The organism is Sphingomonas sp. M1A8_2b (assembly GCF_053345535.1).
The window spans coordinates 1,338,698-1,355,810 of record NZ_JBKFAH010000001.1 but is presented as its reverse complement, the minus strand read 5'-3'; the positions used below and the strand labels follow the sequence as shown (position 1 = coordinate 1,355,810).

Genomic DNA, 17,113 nt, shown 5'->3' with positions numbered 1-17,113 from the left:
CAACTCAGTCGACCGGTTCGTCGGCCAGTTCTTCCTCAAGCGCGTCGATGATCGCCTTGTTGAACGCCGGAATATCGTCCGGCTTGCGGCTGGTGATCAGGTTGCCGTCGACCACGACCTCCTCGTCAACCACGTCCGCGCCCGCATTCTCGAGGTCCGTCCGGATCGACGGGAAGCTCGTCACGCGGCGTCCGTCGATCACGTCCGCCTCGGCCAGCAGCCACGGCGCATGGCAGATCGCGGCGATGATCTTCCCGTCTTCCATGAACTCGGTGATGATCTCGATCGCGCGCTCCTGCTGGCGCATCGTGTCCGGGTTGGCGACGCCGCCCGGCAGCACCAGCGCGTCGTAATCGTCGGTATCGACCTCGTCGAGCGTCAGGTCGGGCGTCGCCGTCTCGGCCTTGTTGATGTCGCCCTTCATGCCCTGGATCGGGTCGGTCTTAATCGACGCCAGCGTTACTTTCGCCCCCGCCGCCTCCAGCGCTTTGCGCGGTTCGAACAGTTCGACGGTCTCGAAACCATCGGCAGCGAGCATCAATACGCGAGCTTGGGAAAGATCGGCCATGTCATGTCTCCAGTGAAATCCCGTGCACCCTCAACCCCGCGCCGCGCCCGTCGTTCCGGAACGATGCGTCCTCCCGAACATTTCCAGACGAGAAGGACCCCCGCATTGCCCACCAAGATCGTGTATTCCGACGACTCCAAGCCCGGCATCACCCGCAAGAAGATGCGGAACGGGTGGGGCTATTGGGATGCCAAGGGCGAACGCATCACCGAACGCGACGAGATCGACCGGCTGAACGCGGTCGGCCTGCCCCCCGCCTACCGCGACGCCTGGTTCTGCCCAAAGCCGAACGGCCATATCCAGGCGGTCGGCTGGGACGAGAAGGGGCGCAAGCAGTATCGCTATCACGTGGGTTTTCGCGAAGCACAGGAGGCCGCCAAATACGAACGCTGCGCCGATTTCGGCCACGCCCTCCCCAAGATCCGCAATGCCGTCGAGGCGGACCTCCGCAAACGCTCGCTGACCCGTGAACGCGCGGTCGCCGCGGTCATCCGGCTGCTCGACGGCGGCCATATCCGCATCGGTAACGAAGCTTATGCCGAGGCGAACGAGAGCTTCGGCGCCACCACGCTGCGCAAGCGCCACGGCGAGGTGAAGGGCGCGACGCTGAAGCTCCAGTACAAGGGCAAGTCCGGCAAGATGCGGACGCTCAGGATCACCGACCGCTCGCTCAGCAGCTTCGTCAAGAAATGCCAGGACCTAGACGAACAGCATCTGTTCGCATGGCTCGACGACGCGGGCGAGGCGCACCCGGTCACCTCGACCGACGTGAACTGCTACATCCGCGACGTCACCGGCACCGATTTCACCGCCAAGAACTTCCGCACCTGGGCTGCCAGCGTCGCCGCGTTCGAGGCGCTCGCATCGGCCGAGCGCGACCTCAGCCTCAAGGCGATGCTCGAACCCGTCGTCGCCCGGCTCGGCAACACGCACGCGATCGCGCGCAAAAGCTACGTCCACCCATCACTGATCGCGCTCGTGAAGACCGGTCAGTCGACCTTCCGCAAGGCCCTCCGCCTCCCGCGCGCCAAGCGCCATCTTAGCCGGGAGGAATGCGGCCTGATCGCCTTCCTCGAGGCCGGCACGCCCGCGACCGCCACGATCGCATCCCCACGCGCCAAAGCGGCCTGACGAGTATTTCCATGTCCAATTCCACTGCCGCCGCCAAACAGCCGATCTTCGACGCCAGCGATGTCGGCGATCATGCGCAAGGGTTCGTCACCGCGAGCTTCGCCTGGATCCAGGCCTATTGGCTCCAGATCCTGATCGCGTTCGGGATCGGTGCAGTCATCGTCATCGTCCTCCACACGACGCGCCGCTTCGGCAGCAAGCTCTGCGAACGCCCGCGCGCGCTCAACGGCTGGGGCATCGTCGTCGGCAAGGCGATCGCACGCACCGGCAACTTCTTCATCGTCATGCTCGCGGCGAAGCTGGTGTCCGGCTATTCCGCCGCGCCCGGCGAGGTATCGAAGACGATCGACTTCCTCTTCACCGTTGCCGCGGTGTTCCAGGCCGCCGTTTGGGTGCGCGAGATCATCCTCGGCGCGATCGAGCACCGCACGCAGTCCGAACATTATTCGGGCGAGGCGCTGCTCTCGGCGATGGGCCTGATCCGCCTGCTCGTCACCTTCGTCGTCTTCGCCGTCGCGCTGGTGGTGGTACTCGACAATCTCGGCGTCAACGTCACCGGCCTCGTCGCTGGGCTCGGCGTCGGCGGCATCGCGATCGGCCTCGCCGCGCAAGGCATCTTCGCCGACCTGTTCGCCGCCCTCGCGATCATCTTCGACCGCCCGTTCCGCCGCGGCGACTCGATCAGCTACGACACCGCCTCGGGCAGCGTCGAGGCGATCGGCCTGAAATCCACGCGCATCCGCGGGATCGACGGCGAGGAGCGCGTGATCTCGAACAAGAATCTCCTCAACAAGGAGATCCTCAACAACACGCAACGCAACCATCGCCGCGCGAAATTCATCATCGGCGTCACCTATTCGACGCCCCCCGAAGTGTGTTCGCGTATCCCTGCGATGCTGAAGGAGATCGTCGAAGCCAACGACAAGATCTTCACCCGCGCCGGCTTCACCGGCTTCGGCGCGTCGAGCCTCGATTTCGAGGTCCAGTTCGACAGCAAGGGGCCGGATTACGCCAGCTTCTACGATGGCCGCACGGCGGTCGGCATCGCGATCCTGAAACGCTTCAACGACGAAAAGATCGAGATCGCCTTCCCGACCCAGGTCAACATGACCGCCGCACCTAATGGCTCCGTGGTGATGCCATATCCCGAACTCGCCGCGGCTCGCGTCGACGTTTAGAACATCGGGTTCGCGCGCCCACCTTAGCGGATGCGGGTTTTTCCTCTTTTAGGTTGGTCGAGACTTGCAGGAGCCTCGCCGACCGGCCTAGAGACGCACCAGCGTTCAGCGCCAACCAGAGAGGAACCCCGTGGCAACGATCACCACCGCCCAGATGCAGGCCCGTGTCGGCACGGAAACCGTCTCCGATTGGGTCGAGGTCACGCAGGCCATGATCGACAAGTTCGCCGATGCGACCGGCGACCACCAATTCATCCACATCGATCCGGTCCGCGCGGCGCAGACCCGGTTCGGCGGCACGATCGCACACGGCTTCCTGACGCTGTCGCTCATGCCGCTGCTGTCGTCGAAGGTGCCCGATGCGCCGACCATCGAGGGTGCCAAGATGGGCGTCAATTACGGCGGCAACTCGGTCCGCTTCCTGACCCCCGTCCGCTCCGGCTCGAAGGTCCGCGGCCGTTTCAAGCTGCTCTCGTTCGACGAAAAGCGCCCCGGCCAGTGGCAGCAGACCAACGCCTTCTCTGTCGAGATCGAAGGTCAGGAAAAGCCCGCCTTGATCGCCGAATGGATCAGCCAAGTCTTCGTTTGATTACTCATTCCCCTCCCGCTTGCGGGAGGGGTCAGGGGAGGGTCCGAGATAGCCGCGATTGCGCCGGCTGCTTTGGCCACCCCCTCCCCCAACCCCTCCCGCAAGCGGGAAGGGAGCAGATAAGGATAAAATCATGCGTTCAGCCGTCATCGTCTCCACCGCCCGCACGCCCATCGGCCGCGCCTATCGCGGCGGCTTCAACAACACCCCCGCCCCCACGCTTGCGTCGCATTCGATCAAGGCCGCCGTCGAACGCGCCGGCATCGACGGTGCCGAAGTCGACGACGTCGTCTTCGGCTGCGCGCTCCAGCAGGGTCACCAAGCCGGCAACATCGCCCGCACGTCGCTGCTCCGCGCCGGGCTCCCCGTTACCGTCTCGGGCATGTCGGTCGATCGCCAGTGCGCGTCGGGCCTGATGGCGATCGCCACCGCCGCCAAGCAGATCATTACCGACAACATGGACATCACGATCGGCGGCGGCGTCGAGAGCATCAGCCTCGTCCAGACCCCGCAGATGCGCGTCGCCCCCGATCCCCAGCTGATCGCGATGCACAAGGACGTCTACATGCCGATGCTGCAGACCGCCGAAGTCGTCGCCAAGCGCTACGGCATCAGCCGCGACGCAATGGATGCCTACGCGCTCCAGTCGCAGCAACGCACCGCCGCCGCGCAGGCCGCGGGCTATTTCGACGCGGAGATCATCCCCGTCGACGCCAACATGGCCATCGTAAACAAGGAGACGAAGGAGGTCACGTACAAGGACGTGACGATCACCAAGGACGAGGGCAACCGCGCCGACACGACACTGGAAGGTCTCCAGTCGCTCAAGCCCGTGATGGGCCCCGACTACACGATCACCGCCGGCAACGCGTCGCAGCTCTCCGACGGCTCGTCCTCGTCGGTGCTGATGGAAGAGAAGATCGCCTCGCAGCGTGGCCTCCAGCCGCTCGGGCGCTATGTCGGCATGGCGGTCGGCGGCACCGAGCCCGACGAGATGGGCATCGGCCCGGTCGTGGCGATCCCCAAGCTGCTCAAGCGCTTCGGCCTGAAGATGGACGATGTGGGCCTGTGGGAACTGAACGAGGCGTTCGCAGTGCAGGTGCTGTACTGCCGCGACAACCTCGGCATTCCCGACGAGCTGCTCAACGTCAGCGGCGGCGCGATCTCGATCGGCCACCCCTACGGCATGACCGGCGCCCGCGCGACCGGCCACGCACTAATCGAAGGCAAGCGTCGCGGCGCAAAGTATGTCGTGGTCACGATGTGCGTCGGCGGCGGCATGGGCGCCGCCGGGTTGTTCGAAGTGCTGTGATCTTGAAATCCACACCGGTGTAGCGCATGTACTGTACCGGCGTTGCATACACCGCCTTTCGTGTCTGGGCCTCGGTCGTGCTAGCGGCCGGGGCTCAATACGTTTGGGACTCGACTGCTAGATCGAGCCCCTCCCGTGCACCTAGCCTTTGCGTGACACTTCGATGATCTTCACGACTAATGTCGCGAAGGCGAAGAGCATGCCGAGGATGAGGCACAGATCGGCAAGTTGCATACACCTTACCTTTCTTGGTTTGGCAGCAAGACTGCTGCCGCCGCCACCATGACGCGTCGCATGCGCAAGTACCAAGCGACATCGCGTGCGCCGATCGGACGCCCCCGCGCAACCAACCTCCGCCCCACCCGTTCTCACAGGCAATCCAAGCCACTAGGAGAATGACGATGGCCGACAAGGATACCCCGCAGGAAGTCGCAGCGAAGTTCATCGACAAGTTGAAGGCGAGCCCGTTCGTGATGATCGGCCTGCACGACGGCCAGCATTCGGGGAGCCAGCATTCCGAGCCGATGACCGCGCAGATCGACGACGATCAGCCCAACACGCTGTTCTTCTTCGCCGGCCGCGACAACCGCATCGCCAAGGGCGGCGCGGCGATGGCGCAGTTCGTCGGCAAGGGTCATGATTTCTTCGCGTGCATGTCTGGCGACGTCTCGACGTCGAACGACCGCACGCAGATCGACAAGCTCTGGAACAACCAGGTCGAGGCATGGTTTCCGGGCGGCAAGGAAGACCCGAACCTGACGTTGCTGCGCTTCGACATCGACAGCGCCGAGCTGTGGGAAACCGACATCTCGATCGGCGGCCGCCTCAAGATGCTGTTCGGCGGTACGATCCAGTCGGACGAGTCGAGCAGCCACGCAGTGGTCAACTCGATCGCATAAGACCACCGGGGAGGGGGCGAGAAACTACCGCCCCCTCCCCCATCCGTCATCCCAGCGAAAGCTGGGATCTCCCAGTTTGAGCGTTGACGTCACCCAAAAGGGAAACCGCAGCTTTCGCTGGGGTGACGGACTATCGAAGTAAACTAAAAGCTCTATCCGTTCGCAGTAATGAACTCTTCAACCACCGGCGCGATCTTATCCCGCCAGCGCGATCCATTGAAGATCCCGTAATGACCAGCACCCTCCGCCAACAGATAGCGCTTCTTGTCATCCGGTAGCGCGGTCGCCAGCGTCAGCGCAGCCTTCGTCTGCCCCAACCCCGAAATATCATCACGCTCCCCCTCGACCGCGAGCAGCCCAATGTCAGTGATCGCCGCCGGGTCCACCACTCGCCCGCGATGCGTCATGATCCCGCGCGGCAGCGCATGGTTCTGGAACACGACGTCGATCGTCTGGAGATAGAACTCCGCGGTCATGTCGCAGACCGAGCGGTATTCCTCGTAGAAATCCTGGCTCTGCGACGCGCTTGCGCCGTCTCCCTGAACGAGATGCTTATACATCTCCCAATGAGAGACCATGTGGTTGCCAAGGTTCATCGACATGAACCCGGCGAGCTGCAGGAACCCGGGATACACCTTCCGCCCCGCCCCCGGATAATTGCCCGGAACCGTCGCAATGACGTTCTGCTCGAACCATGCATGTGGCCGCTCGGTCGCCAGCGTGTTGACTGCGGTCGGCGCCTCTCGCGTGTCGACCGGACCGCCCATCATCGTCAGCGTCTTCGGCCGGCACGGGTTCTTGTCCGCACTCATTAGTGCAACGGCGGCATAACACGGCACCGACGGCTGACAGACGGCGAGCATGTGCGTGCCCCCCTGCCCCTCGTTCGAGCCGATCGTTTCGAGGAATTCGATCAGATAATCGATGTAATCGTCGAGATCGAACCGCCCGGCCGACACCGGCACGCTGCGCGCGTCGCGCCAGTCGGTGATGTAAACGTCGGCAAACGGCAGCATCCGCTCGACTGTGCCGCGCAGCAACGTCGCATAATGCCCAGACATCGGTGCGACGATCAGCAGCTTCGGACCGCCATCGATACCGTCGCGCACGAAGCGCTTCAGCTGCCCGAAATCCTTTCGCAGCACGATCTCCTCGCGCACCGCGACTTCACGTTCGTCGATGATCGTCTGGTCAAGCCCGAAGGCGGGCTTGCCGCGCGTCGCGTTCGCGTGTGCGAACACTTCGAGTGCCGATCCGATGACAGCACCACCGCCCAAATAGGCGAACGGGTTTGCCGGATTGTTCAGCATGTCAGCGCCGAAACTGGCCAACCTGCTCGCGCCGGCCATCATGGAGCGCTGGAATTCATAAGCATCGTAGAGCATGCGGTATCCTCTCGCCTCATCGGGCTTGCCGACAACCTAGTGTAATTTCGTTGCAGCGCAACGCGCGATCGATAGGGAACGGACGCGGCGCCCGACCCGGGACGGCCACGATGGAGCCCCCCGGCACGCGGTTCTCGTTGAGCGCCACTCCCGCCGCTGCTAGGCCGCCCAAATGGCCAAGCCGATACCCGAAGACAAAACGCCCCGCCGGATCGGCGATCTCGCGATGGTGTGGCGCCATGCCGCCAACTATCCTCGCCAGATCGCGTTTGCTGGCCTTGCCTTGCTGACGACATCGGCGGCGACGATCGGCATCCCGTACGGGTTCAAGCGCGTGATCGATCGCGGCTTCGGCCCCGGCGAGGGCGGTTCGGTGGCCAACTCGTTCCACTATCTGCTGATGATCGTCGCGGTCCTCGCGGTCGCAACCGCGGTCCGCTTCTATTACGTGTCGTGGCTCGGCGAGCGCGTCGTCGCAGACATCCGCACCACCGTGCAACGCCACCTGCTCCGCCTGACGCCGCGCTTCTTCGAGGAGAACCGCCCGTCCGAGATCGCCTCGCGCCTGACCTCGGATACCGCGCTGATCGAACAGGTCGTCGGTAGCACGGTATCGATCGCGCTGCGCAACACCTTCACCGGGATCGGCGGGCTGATCTACCTGTTCGCGATCTCGCCCAAGCTCGCGGGCATGCTGATGATCGGCATCCCGCTGATCATCCTGCCGATCGCGCTGCTCGGCAAACGCGTCCGCAATTACTCGCGCACCTCGCAGGACCGCGTCGCCGATGTCGGCTCGATCGCCACCGAGACTCTCGGCGCGATGAAGGTCGTACAGGCGTTCGGCCAGGAAGACCGCGAGGCTGCACGGTTCGCCGACGCGGTCGGCGCGACCTTTGCCGCGGCCCGTGCGCGCATCCTGTTGCGTGCCGTGATGACCGCGATCGTCATAGGCCTCGTGTTCGGATCGATCACGCTGGTCCTGTGGGAAGGCGCGATCGACGTTGCCGCCGGGCGGATCAGCGGCGGTGCGATCGCCGCCTTCGTGCTGACCGGCGGCATCGTCGCAGGTGCGTTCGGCGCGCTGACAGAAGTGTACGGCGACCTGTTGCGCGGCGCCGGCGCGGCTGGACGCCTGTCCGAACTGCTCCGTGAGAAGCCCGAAATCGCCGCCCCCGCCAACCCGTTAGCATTGCCGCAGCCGCCGCGAGGCGCGCTCGCGTTCGAGAATGTTCAGTTCCACTACCCGACGCGCCGCGACGTCGCCGCGCTCAACGGCTTCTCGCTTGACGTGAAACCAGGCGAGACGGTCGCGGTTGTCGGCCCGTCGGGCGCGGGCAAGACCACGTTGTTTCAACTGGTCCAGCGCTTCTACGATCCCGACGCCGGCCGCGTGACGCTCGACGGGATTGACCTCCGCGACGCCGATCCGGCGGAGGTCCGTGCACGCATCGCGATGGTGCCGCAGGAGACGATCATCTTCGGCGCCTCCGCCCGCGACAATCTGCGTTACGGCGACTGGTCCGCGACCGACGACCAGCTCTGGGCCGCCGCTGAAGCCGCCAATGCCGCCGAGTTCCTCCGCAAACTGCCCGACGGACTCGACACGTTCCTCGGCGAAGGCGGCGCCCGGCTGTCGGGTGGCCAGCGCCAGCGCGTCACGATCGCCCGAGCGCTTCTCCGCGATGCGCCGATCCTGTTGCTCGACGAGGCAACGAGTGCGCTGGATGCCGAGAGCGAGCGGCTAGTCCAGGAGGCGCTTGAGCGGCTGATGGCGAACCGCACCACGCTGGTCATCGCGCACCGCCTCGCCACGGTGCGCGCGGCGGGACGGATCATCGTGATGAACGACGGGCAGATCGTCGAGGAAGGCTCGCACGGGTCGCTGATGACCAACAGCGGGCTCTACGCGCGGCTGGCGAGTTTGCAGTTCAACGAGGCGGCGTAGGGACGAGCGCTGTTCGGCAGTTTCAGCGCGAGACGGCGCCATCATTGCTCCGTCACCCCGGACTTGTTCCGGGGTCCACGGCGCCGCGGACCCATTGCTCTCGATAGTGCGGTGCCGTGGATGCCGGAACGAGCCCGGCATGACGGAAGACGAATGAGAGCCTTGGACTCAAACTAAACCTCGGTCCGCCTTAGCCCTTCTTAATCTTCGCCTTCTTCGGCTTCGGCACAGGCAGTTCCGCAGTCGAGATCCGGACAAGGCCCGCCAGCCAGTCGGCATCGTCCCACCGATCCGCGTCGACCAGCAAACACGGTTTCGCCCCCGGATACGGCGCACCCTCGTCGATCGCCCCCGCAAAAGCGCGACCGCCTGGGGTCGGCTTCACGAACAGCTGGTCGTCGCAGATCAAGCCGACCATTTTGCCATCGCAATAGAGCCCGTATTCACCGAACATCGGCTTTGCGGAGACCTCTCCCGCCGCGGCGAGCTGGTCGACGATGAACGCGACGGTTTTGCGATCGGATGCCATCTGCCGATGCTGACAGATCCGCGTGTCGATGGCGAGCCACTCCGACGACGGTCTTTCGCTTGCGACGCCGCGCCCACGCGCGCAAACTCGGCGAAACAGGAGACGGACATGCGCGACTTCGACATCATCGTGTACGGCGCGACCGGGTTCACCGGGCGGCTGGTTGCCGGATATCTCGTCCAGACATACCCGACCGGCGTGCGCTGGGCGATGGCCGGGCGTTCGCTGGCGAAACTGCAGGAGGTCCGCGACCTGATCGGAGCACCCGCCGATACAGCGCTGGTCACTGCGGATTCGGACGATCCCGCCAGCCTGCGCGCAATGGCCGAGCGCGCCACCGTCGTCATCTCGACGGTCGGACCGTACCAGTTGTACGGCTCGGACCTCGTCGCCGCCTGCGCCGCGACCGGCACCGGCTATGTCGACCTCTGTGGAGAGCCCGCCTGGATGCGCCACATGATCGACGCGCACGAAGGCGAAGCCACGCGGACCGGCGCACGTATCGTGTTCTCGTGCGGGTTCGACAGCATCCCGTTCGATCTCGGCGTGCTGACGTTGCAGGACGCCGCCAAGGCGAAATACGGCATCCCAGCGCCCCGCGTGAAAGGTCGCGTGCGGAAAATGCAGGGGACGTTCTCGGGCGGCACCGCGGCGAGCCTCAAGGCGACGCTCGCCGCTGCCGCGCGCGATCCCGGCATCGTCAAGTTGCTGACCAGTCCGTTCGCGCTCACCCCCGGTTTCAGCGGCCCGCACCAGCCGACCGGGCTGATCCCTGAATACGACACGACCATTTCCGCGTGGGTAGCACCCTTCGTAATGGCGCCGATCAACACCAAGAACGTCCACCGCACCAATTTTCTGCTCGGCGAGGCGTATGGCGCGGACTTCGTCTATGACGAGATGATGGTCGCGGGACTGGGCGATCTCGGCAAGGTCGCGGCGGAGGCGATCGCGAAGTTCAATCCGTTCTCGGGCGACCAGGGGCCGAAGCCCGGCGAGGGACCCTCGAAGGAAGAACGCGACGCCGGGCATTACGACCTGTTGTTCGTCGGCATCCTGCCCGACGGCGAGCGGATCGACGCGGTCGTCACGGGCGATCGCGATCCGGGCTACGGCTCGACCAGCAAGATGATCGCGGAGGCGGCGCTGTGCCTCGTGCAGGACGTCGAGGGCGACGGCGGGATCTGGACTCCGGGCGCGCTGATGGGCGCGAAACTGCGCGACCGGCTGGTGGCGAAGGCGGGGCTGAGGTTTACGGTCGGATGTTAGACCGGGATCATTGGTCCCGCGAAAATACCCGCCTGCTTGTTCTCCCGCGAAGGCGGGGGCCCAGTCTGGGTCCCCGCCTTCGCGGGGAAATACTCTTTTGGTTGCGCGTGATCGTCGGGCGCTGCCCGTATCGGACTATCGGCTTAAATTGCCGGCATCACTCCGCCAGCGCGAACACCGTCGCCGCGGCGGCCGCACTCGCAACGACTCCCGACGTCGCCGCGATCGCCGCAGCCCGCCTGCGCACCGCACCGCGAAACGCACCCAGCTTGCCCGCGTCGAGATGATAGCGCCCCGCGCCGTCGTCGACGATCGCGCCATAGCCGCACAAGCGCCGGAACGTCGCGGCATCCTCGGCCTCGTAGGCGATCGCGCGGTCCGCCACGGTCGCCTTCGCCGCGACGAAATCCTTGACGATCCGTCGCCGCGATCGGCCTAGCCTCAGTCTCCACATACCAATCTCCACGGCGAGAACGTCGCATACCGCGCAGGGTTTGCGCAAATCCTAACGTCGTTTGCCCTGATGACGGATATTTGCCGGGCGACCGCGCCGCTTGATCTCGCGCACCGGTTTACGGCCATTGCGCGGTGGCCGGGCCGCGCCCTTCCCCTCGGGCATTTCGAAGCGGAGTGCGCCCGATACAGGGTTCGCCTCTGCCAGCCGCATCTCCAGCGTCTGGCCTTGCGCGAAGACGTGGCCGCTATGCTCGCCGGTCAGCGTCCGCGCGCCCTCGTCGAAGCGGAAATACTCTCCGCCCAGATCGCGGACCGGCATCAGGCCATCACCGCCGACACCTTCAACCGTCGCGAAGAAGCCGAAATTGGTCACCCCGGTGATCCGCACGTCCATCACCTGGCCGACGCGCTCGGACAGGAATGCGGCGACGTAGCGATCGGTGGTATCGCGTTCCGCCTCCATCGCGCGGCGTTCGAGGCGGCTGATAATCTCGCCGACCGACTCCATATTGGCCGCATCGTCCGCCGGCAAACCGCCCTCGCCCAAGCCGTATGCCGAGACCAGCGAGCGGTGGACGAGCAGATCGGCATAACGCCGGATCGGCGACGTGAAGTGCGCATAACTGCCGAGACTGAGGCCGAAGTGCCCGTGATTGCCGGGCGCGTAATAGGCTTGAGTCTGCGTGCGAAGGATCTGCTCCATCACCTGAGGCCGGAAGTCCGCATCGCCGATCCGCTCGATGATGTGATTGAACGTCGCCGGACGGACCACCTGCCCGAGCGCGAACGGCACGTCGAACGTCTCGAGATATTCCTTCAGCGCCGCCAACTTCTCGCGGCTCGGCGGCTCGTGGATGCGGTACATCACCGCCGCCTTCTTGGCCTCCAGCGCCTTGGCGGCGGCGACGTTGGCGGCGATCATGTAATCCTCGATCAGCCGATGCGCGTCGAGCCGTTCGCGCGACGACACCGACATGATCCGCCCCTGCTCGTCGAGCACTACGCGGCGTTCTGGAAGATCGAGATCGAGCGGCGCGCGGGCGTCTCGCGCTTTGGCAAGCGCATGCCAACAGGCCCAGAGGGGCTGCAACACGGCAAGCATATTTCCCCTCCCGTCTAGGGGAGGGGAGCAGGAGTCGATGATCGCCTGCGCCTCTTCATACGCCAGGTTCGCCGCGATCCGGACCACCGCGCGAGTGAAGCGCCACGATTTCAGCGAGCCATCCTTGCCGATCCGCAAATGACACGCGAGCGCAGCACGGTCAGCACCCTCCTTCAGCGAGCACACCTCGGCAGACAGGATCTCGGGTAACATCGCCACCACCCGGTCGGGGAAATACACCGAATTCCCCCGCCGCCGCGCCTCCCGGTCGACCTCGGACTTCGGCCGCACGTAGAAGCTGACGTCCGCAATAGCGACGATCGCCTTCCAGCCCCCCACGTTTGAGGAATCGTCGTCCGCCTCCGCCCAGACCGCGTCGTCGTGATCGCGAGCATCCTCGGGATCGATCGCGACGATCGGCAGGTCGCGCAGATCCTCGCGCCCTTCCCCCAGCGGCAACTTCGAAACCCGCTCCGCCTCGTCGAGCGCCTCCTGCGAGAACACGTCCGGGATGCCGAGCTTGTGGATCGCGATCAGCGAGAAGCTACGCGCCGCAAACGGATCGCCCAGTTTCGAAACGACGCGCGCCGCAATCTTAGGCGGCTTGCCCGCAAGCTCCGCCAGCACGAGATCGCCCGGCGCCGCACCGCCTGCATCCGCAACCGCGAACTCGCGCCGCTCGCGCTTGTCGACACCTGTCAGCCAAAGCCGCCCCGCCTCTTCGCGCAACACGCCCAGCACCTGCTCCGACGCCGGCGCGAGCACCTTCATCGGATGCGCGATCCAGCCGTTCCCCGCCTCCTCGGTCCGCGCAAGGATGCGTTCGCCGACGCCCAGCGCACCACGTTTCCGCTCGCGCACACGCAGCCGTGGCGGCGGCACACCCTCGGCCTCCCAGCGCTCGGGCACCGCCCAGACGTTGCCACCGTCATCAACGTCCGCGATTCGTAGCACCGTCACCTTCGGAATGCCGCCCATCTTGTGGAACGCGCGACCGGGAGCGCTGTCGATCAGCCCCTCGTCGGCCATGTCCTTGAGCAGTGCCTTCAGCCCGATCTTGTCCTGCGCGCTGAGCCCAAAGCCCTTGGCGATCTCGCGTTTGCCCGCGGGCACGTCGGAGGTGGCGATGAAGTCGAGAATCTGCTCGCGCGTCGGAAGACCGGCTTTTGGTTTGTACATGCCATAGAGATAGTCGGTCGAAGCACCATTACCAAACGGCTTGATCGGCTGGGCGGCGTGAACTTGGGTTCCGCGCTACGGTTACCGTGGCCTGGCCGATAGGGCGGTATCCAATGACGCCGAATCGCGTCCTCTCAACGTCGCGTGTGGAGATACCCATTTCTCAATTCGCTGCTTGCAATGCGCTCTGGTCGGCATAGTCTTCTACATACCGGAAGAGGAGATGGCCGATGCCAACGAACCTGAAACTCGAAGCAGACCCAGAGGACAAAAACCTCGTGATCCTGCAAAGCCTGATTTGTCTGTTACGGGAGAAGAATGTCCTTTCGCGCGCAGACATCGAGGAGTTGTGCGACAAGGTGCAGGCGCGGGTCGCCGACCATGACCACGATCCCCTGCCCTGTCGGATGGAAGGCGCGCGCGCCGCTGCCACCGAGGTTGCGCAGATCGGCGACTATATCGGTCGCAAATATGGCGGGAAGCATCGTCGTTCGATCTGAACGGCACCGGTTGAGATGATATGGCGGTTCAGGATTCCTGCGGCTGTCGCTGGATGTTGACGCCCCATCTGCCGATATCGGCTTTACCGCGAATATGCTTGGCACCGTTATGCTTCGAGCAAGTGCCTCGCGGCCGGAGACTGGGTCAAACAGGAGCGCGGAGAGAACAACCGCATCCTCTCTCTGTTTCGGCCCCTTCCAATTAGGTCCTGGCTTTCGCCGGGGCGCTGTATTTGTTGGGAGATCTGCTGACTGACACTTTTGTAGGCCGTCGAGCAGCTAACTCGCCAGCTATTCCGTGTTCGCAGTACCAACACCTGGAGCCGACCGGACATATCAGGATCTACGCCCCCCAGCCATCCAACGTCATTCCCATGGAGGCGGGAACCCATATTGGATGCCTTCACCGTATAGGCGCTAGCTAAGAGATACGGATCCCGGCCTGCGCAGGATGACGACCATGCCGACGGGGCGGCCTGTAAAGCCGCACCCCGTTCTCGCAAACCCGCCTCGTCAGCTCGCGACGAAGCAGGTTTCGCCGGCAACCCGCAGGCGCCCGCAAATGTCGGCCGCCTGGTTCGCGCTGCCGGCGTTCACGCGCAAGCGATACAGCGTCTTGCCACCCGTCGCGACCGGCTGGACCGACTTGCCGAGCGATGCGACATAGGCGAATCGCTTGGAGAATCGCTCCCAGGCGGCATTGGCCGACGCCTCGCTCGGAAACGCGCCGAGCTGTACCAGCGAGCCGCCGCTGGCGGTTCCGGCAACGCCCGAGCGCGACGGCGCCATCGGCGCCGCGGCCACCAAGCGACCGCCCGACTCGGGCACCTGCGCCACCGCGTTGCGGCCCGCGGCATCGGTCTTCTTCGCGGACGTGGCACGCTTGCCGTCGACCGGCGCCTCCGGCACGCCGCGTAGGTCGATCGCGCCATTGCCCGACTTGCCCGCGCTGGTCGCGATCGCGGCATCGCCCTCGCCATTGACCTTCAGGCCGCCGGGCTCGTCCGGCTTGACCTTGTAGTCGCCTTCCTGCGCGGCGATCAGCTGGCCGTCACCCGTGGGTGCGCGCTGTTGCAGCTTGTAAATGCCGAAGATGATCGCCGCCAGGACGGCCAGACCTAGCACGACCAGCGCGATGACGCGGCCGATGCCGACCGTCTCGGTGTCATCCGGTTCGACCGTCTCGAGCCACGGCAGCCGGTCTTCCTCGCGCAGATCCATGTCTTCGGCCATCACTTCATCTCCGAAACCGCTTCGACCCCCATGATAGCAAGGCCATTATGAATAATCTGCCCGATCGCAGAGGCGAGGAAAAGCCGTGCCGCGGTCGCCTGCGGATCCTCGATCACCAGGAAGCGGCGATCGGGACGGTCGTTGCCGACATTCCAGAGCGCATGGAACGCCGCCGCCAAGTCATAGAGATAAAACGCAATTCTATGCGGTTCACGCGCCGTGGAGGCGATTTCAACGAGCCGCGGAAACTGCGCCGCGAGCTGCACAAGCGCCAGTTCGTCCGTATCAAGCCGGGACAAATCGGCCGAAATGGGCGTAATTCCTGCCTCTTCCGCACGCCGGTGCAACGAAGCGATCCGCGCGTGCGCATATTGGACGTAGAAAACCGGGTTGTCCTTCGACGCCTCGACCACCTTGGCGAAGTCGAAGTCCATCTGCGCATCCGACCGCCGCGTCAGCATCGTGAAGCGCACGACGTCCTTGCCGACCTCGCGCACAACGTCCGCCAGCGTGACGAAATTGCCCGAGCGCTTCGACATCTTGACCGGCTCGCCGTTGCGCAGCAGCCGGACCATCTGGACCAGCTTGACGTCGAACCGCGTCTTGCCGCCAGTCAGCGCCGCCACGGCTGCGACGATCCGCTTGACCGTGCCACCATGATCCGCACCCCAGATGTCGATCAGCTGGTCCGCTGACTGGCTCTTCTGGAAATGATAGGCGAGATCGGCGCCGAAATAGGTCCATGACCCGTTCGACTTCTTGATCGGCCGATCCTGGTCGTCGCCGAACTGGGTCGAGCGGAACAGCGGTAGTTCGACCGGTTCCCAATCGTCCGGCGTTTCGCCCTTCGGCGCCTCGAGCACGCCGTCATAGACGAGATCGCGCGATCGCAGTTCTGCCTCGGCCGCCTCGGGCTTGCCCGCCGCCTGTAGCTCCGCTTCCGACGAAAACACCTCATGCTCGATCCCGAGCAGCGCGAGGTCGGCGCGGATCATCACCATCATCGCCGCGACCGCCTGCCTGCGGAAGGTCGCCAGCCATTCGCTCTCGGGCGCGCCGACGTAGCGATCGCCGAACTCCTTCGCGAGCGACTGGCCGATGGGGACGAGATAGTCGCCGGGATACAGCCCCTCGGGAATCTCGACGGTCTCGCCGAGCGCCTCGCGGTAGCGCAGGTGGACCGAGCGTGCGAGCACGTCGACCTGACCGCCCGCGTCGTTGACGTAATATTCGCGAATGACCTTGTGCCCGGCGAATTCGAGCAGGCTGGCGAGGGCGTCGCCGACGACGGCGCCGCGGCAATGGCCCATGTGCATCGGTCCGGTCGGGTTCGCCGAGACATACTCGATATTGACCGTGATCCCCTCGCCCTGCTTCGACCGGCCGTAATCCGCGCCTGCTGCGGGAATCGCGGCCAGTTCGGCGCGCCATGCATCGTCGGTCAGCTTGAGGTTGATGAAGCCGGGTCCCGCGACGCTGGCCGACGCGACGTCCTCGAGCTTCGACAGTTCGACGACCAGCGCATCCGCCACTACGCGCGGATTGGTCTTGGCGGGCTTGGCGAGCACCATCGCGGCATTGGTCGCGAGATCGCCGTGACTCGTGTCGCGCGGCGGCTCGACCGTCACGTTCTTGCGGTCGAGGCCAACCGGCAGCGTGCCCGCTGCGGTCAGCGTGTCGAGTGCCGCGTCGATATGCGCGGCAAAACGGGTGTAGAGCGTCATGGCAGTCCCGGTACGTCGAGGAAACGCGCGCTCTAGACCAAAGCCGGGTGGCGCTCAATTTTAATCCCGTCGGGGCGGCGGGATGCGCCGCTCGGCGTCTTCAGACACGTT

The 17,113-nt window shown here is 64.9% G+C and carries 15 protein-coding genes; 8 read left to right on the top strand and 7 right to left on the bottom strand.

From position 1 onward, the window contains the following. Positions 1–4 precede the first annotated feature (4 nt). The gene (locus ACLBWL_RS06265; RefSeq protein WP_120301195.1) at positions 5–568 is read right to left on the bottom strand and encodes a type 1 glutamine amidotransferase domain-containing protein; all 564 of its coding nucleotides are present in this window, start codon (positions 566–568) and stop codon (positions 5–7) included. 63 nt (positions 569–631) lie between these two features. Between ACLBWL_RS06265 and ACLBWL_RS06260 the strand changes: the two genes are divergently transcribed. The 5 genes from ACLBWL_RS06260 to ACLBWL_RS06240 all read left to right on the top strand — a co-directional run bounded on the left by ACLBWL_RS06260 (position 632) and on the right by ACLBWL_RS06240 (position 5,677). Continuing rightward, positions 632–1,699 carry a DNA topoisomerase IB gene (locus tag ACLBWL_RS06260; RefSeq protein ID WP_447791186.1) on the top strand — a complete coding sequence of 356 codons (1,068 nt, stop codon included), beginning with the start codon at positions 632–634 and terminating at the stop codon, positions 1,697–1,699. Positions 1,700–1,710: 11 nt separating this feature from the next. After that, the gene (locus ACLBWL_RS06255) at positions 1,711–2,877 is read left to right on the top strand and encodes a mechanosensitive ion channel family protein (RefSeq protein ID WP_447791184.1); all 1,167 of its coding nucleotides are present in this window, start codon (positions 1,711–1,713) and stop codon (positions 2,875–2,877) included. A gap of 154 nt (positions 2,878–3,031) precedes the next feature. Beyond that, the gene (locus tag ACLBWL_RS06250; RefSeq protein WP_447792024.1) at positions 3,032–3,466 is read left to right on the top strand and encodes a MaoC family dehydratase; all 435 of its coding nucleotides are present in this window, start codon (positions 3,032–3,034) and stop codon (positions 3,464–3,466) included. A gap of 133 nt (positions 3,467–3,599) precedes the next feature. Further along, positions 3,600–4,778, top strand: coding sequence for an acetyl-CoA C-acyltransferase (locus tag ACLBWL_RS06245; RefSeq protein WP_447791181.1), 1,179 nt, complete (start codon positions 3,600–3,602; stop codon positions 4,776–4,778). 401 nt (positions 4,779–5,179) lie between these two features. After that, positions 5,180–5,677 carry a pyridoxamine 5'-phosphate oxidase family protein gene (locus ACLBWL_RS06240; RefSeq protein ID WP_132738710.1) on the top strand — a complete coding sequence of 166 codons (498 nt, stop codon included), beginning with the start codon at positions 5,180–5,182 and terminating at the stop codon, positions 5,675–5,677. Between the two features lie 152 nt (positions 5,678–5,829). Here ACLBWL_RS06240 and ACLBWL_RS06235 read toward each other — a convergent pair whose 3' ends face one another. Continuing rightward, the gene (locus tag ACLBWL_RS06235) at positions 5,830–7,062 is read right to left on the bottom strand and encodes a polyhydroxyalkanoate depolymerase (protein WP_447791179.1); all 1,233 of its coding nucleotides are present in this window, start codon (positions 7,060–7,062) and stop codon (positions 5,830–5,832) included. Positions 7,063–7,234: 172 nt separating this feature from the next. On the opposite strand from ACLBWL_RS06235, the gene ACLBWL_RS06230 reads away from it, so the two are divergent. Continuing rightward, positions 7,235–9,010: an ABC transporter transmembrane domain-containing protein gene (locus ACLBWL_RS06230; protein ID WP_447791177.1), complete on the top strand. Its 1,776-nt coding sequence runs from the start codon at positions 7,235–7,237 to the stop codon at positions 9,008–9,010. Positions 9,011–9,200: 190 nt separating this feature from the next. Here ACLBWL_RS06230 and ACLBWL_RS06225 read toward each other — a convergent pair whose 3' ends face one another. Continuing rightward, a complete protein-coding gene (locus ACLBWL_RS06225) occupies positions 9,201–9,539 on the bottom strand; it encodes a TfoX/Sxy family protein (protein ID WP_447791175.1) in 339 nt (112 codons plus the stop codon). Positions 9,540–9,647: 108 nt separating this feature from the next. Here ACLBWL_RS06225 and ACLBWL_RS06220 point away from each other — a divergent pair, with 108 nt between their 5' ends. Next, on the top strand, positions 9,648–10,808 hold the full coding sequence (locus ACLBWL_RS06220; RefSeq protein WP_447791173.1) for a saccharopine dehydrogenase family protein: 1,161 nt from the start codon (positions 9,648–9,650) through the stop codon (positions 10,806–10,808). A 157-nt stretch (positions 10,809–10,965) separates the two neighbouring features. On the opposite strand, the gene ACLBWL_RS06215 is transcribed toward ACLBWL_RS06220, so the two are convergent. Both ACLBWL_RS06215 and ACLBWL_RS06210 read right to left on the bottom strand, forming a co-directional pair. Beyond that, a complete protein-coding gene (locus ACLBWL_RS06215) occupies positions 10,966–11,262 on the bottom strand; it encodes a hypothetical protein (protein ID WP_447791171.1) in 297 nt (98 codons plus the stop codon). 51 nt (positions 11,263–11,313) lie between these two features. Continuing rightward, positions 11,314–13,545 carry a ribonuclease R family protein gene (locus ACLBWL_RS06210; protein ID WP_447791169.1) on the bottom strand — a complete coding sequence of 744 codons (2,232 nt, stop codon included), beginning with the start codon at positions 13,543–13,545 and terminating at the stop codon, positions 11,314–11,316. Positions 13,546–13,775: 230 nt separating this feature from the next. Here ACLBWL_RS06210 and ACLBWL_RS06205 point away from each other — a divergent pair, with 230 nt between their 5' ends. After that, positions 13,776–14,045 carry a hypothetical protein gene (locus tag ACLBWL_RS06205; protein ID WP_447791168.1) on the top strand — a complete coding sequence of 90 codons (270 nt, stop codon included), beginning with the start codon at positions 13,776–13,778 and terminating at the stop codon, positions 14,043–14,045. Positions 14,046–14,558: 513 nt separating this feature from the next. Here the strand turns inward: ACLBWL_RS06205 and ACLBWL_RS06200 are convergent. Together ACLBWL_RS06200 and argS are read right to left on the bottom strand one after the other, a co-directional pair. Next, positions 14,559–15,278, bottom strand: coding sequence for an SPOR domain-containing protein (locus tag ACLBWL_RS06200; protein WP_447791166.1), 720 nt, complete (start codon positions 15,276–15,278; stop codon positions 14,559–14,561). Next, entirely contained in the window at positions 15,278–17,002 is a 1,725-nt protein-coding gene (gene argS / locus ACLBWL_RS06195; protein ID WP_447791164.1) for an arginine--tRNA ligase, read from the bottom strand. Before argS ends, ACLBWL_RS06200 begins: the two co-directional genes overlap by 1 nt. Positions 17,003–17,113: the final 111 nt, after the last annotated feature.